The organism is Rudaea sp., assembly GCF_036383415.1.
In the GTDB taxonomy this organism is placed as follows: domain Bacteria; phylum Pseudomonadota; class Gammaproteobacteria; order Xanthomonadales; family Rhodanobacteraceae; genus Rudaea.
In genome coordinates, this window is sequence record NZ_DASVOK010000131.1 from 1 (window position 1) to 1,667 (window position 1,667).

At 67.3% G+C, this 1,667-nt stretch carries 3 protein-coding genes; 2 read left to right on the forward strand and 1 reads right to left on the reverse strand.

What is annotated here, in order from left to right:
• The coding region (locus VF497_RS05100; protein ID WP_330886554.1) for a hypothetical protein at positions 1-267 on the forward strand (267 nt) is incomplete at its 5' end.
• 130 nt (positions 268-397) lie between these two features.
• Complete coding sequence (locus VF497_RS05105; protein WP_330886555.1) at positions 398-751, forward strand: hypothetical protein; 354 nt, start codon at positions 398-400, stop codon at positions 749-751.
• 36 nt (positions 752-787) lie between these two features.
• On the opposite strand, the gene VF497_RS05110 is transcribed toward VF497_RS05105, so the two are convergent.
• Positions 788-1,667 (reverse strand): 2Fe-2S iron-sulfur cluster-binding protein (locus VF497_RS05110; RefSeq protein WP_330886556.1); only part of this gene is annotated, 880 nt, incomplete at its 5' end.

Here is a 1,667-nt window from a genome sequence, read left to right on the forward strand (position 1 = left end):
TGCCTGTCGATCAATTCCGCGACCGACGGCTCGCTCGACCAGGCCGAGCTCCGCAGGAGCATCGAGCGCTACAACCGGCGGCTCGAAGAGCTGTTGCGCACGCGGCTGCGTGCCGACCGCGCCCAGTTCAGCAAGGGCTTCGACCCCGACGTCACCGCGCACACCATCATGGTGGTGCACGCCGGCCTGCTGGCGCTCGCGCACCAGAGGCCGGATTCGAAGCGGGTGAAGGCCGTGATCGACCAGGTGATGAGCCTGCTCGCCTGAGGTTGCCGGCCCGGCGATCCACTGCGCCCTCGCACGAATGTGAATATATGTCGCCCATCATCTTATTGATGCCGCGCATGCGATGACCATGTCCGGATTGGCTGCTGGGCCTTTCCGGATCTGGGATCAGATGAATAAACCGTTTTGGCGTGCGATGCTTTTTGCCACCGGCGTGCTGGCCCTGCCGGCGATCGTCCCGGTGCAGGCCCATGATCACGACCATCCCGAGTTGAACGGCTGGTACGAGAGCCTGCACAGCGGCAAAGGGCCCTGCTGCGACGGCAGCGACGCGCAGCGCGTCGACGATGCCGATTGGGACACCAAGGACGGCCACTACCGCGTCCGCCTCGAGGGTGAATGGGTCGACGTTCCCGACGAGGCCGTCGTCGCTGGCCCGAACCGCGCCGGCCGCACCATGGTCTGGCCGTATTACCTCGATGGCCACCCAAGGCCGCGCTGCTTCATGCCGGGCAGCATGGGCTGAACAGCCGCCAAGGCCCCACTGGATGGATGCAGCTGATCAGAGATCCAGCTGGATCCATCCCTCGCCGTCGCCATCCGGCTTCGCCGGGACGGCGCAGCAGATCAGCACCTCGTCATCGGCCACCTCGGCGGTCGGCTGCTTCAGATAGGTCACGGCGCCTGCCAGCAATCGGGTGCGGCAGCTTCCGCAATTGCCTTCCCGGCAACTGAACGCCGGGCTGAGGCCGCGCTGCTCGGCCAGTTCGAGCAGCGTTCCCGACTCCGGCGTCCAGCGCGCTTCCTTCAGCGATGCCGTGAAGGCGACCGGGACCGGCGTGGTCGCAGGCGGCCGGCGCGGCGGCACTGTCGTGGCCAGGTCCGGCTTACGCACCAGCGACGACGGACCGAACGCCTCGGCGTGAATCCTGCCGTCGGCGATGTTGTAGCCGCGCAGGGCGTCATAGAGCGATTGGGTGAACTGCGGCGGCCCGCACAGATAGAAGTCGTAATCGTTGAACGGCAGGACGCGCGACAGCAGCGCCATGTCGATCCGCCCCGCGGCGTCGTAGTCCGCGCCCTGCTCGGCACCATCGACGTCACCGAGGACGCGCGTGATCCGCACTGCGCCGCCTGCGGCATCGGCCAGTTGCTGCAATTCATCTCCAAACGCGCGTTCCGCCTTGGCATGCGCGGCCTGGAACAGGAAGGTCGGCCGGATGCCGCGGGTGCGCAGGCCCTCATAGACCACGTGGCGGAGCATCGCGAGCATCGGCGTGATGCCGACGCCGCCGGCCAGCAGCACCGCGGGCCGTTTCTCGCGCGCATCGATCGTGAAGCCGCCGCTCGGCGCCCGCGCCTCGATGACGTCGCCGACTTGGATATTGTCGTGGAGATGCTGCGACACCAGGCCGTCGCGCTTCACGCTGATGCGGTACATG

Excerpts from the sequence above, each read along its gene's own strand:
- VF497_RS05105 (WP_330886555.1), top strand. The coding sequence starts at position 398 with ATGAATAAACCGTTTTGGCGTGCGATGCTTTTTGCCACCGGCGTGCTG.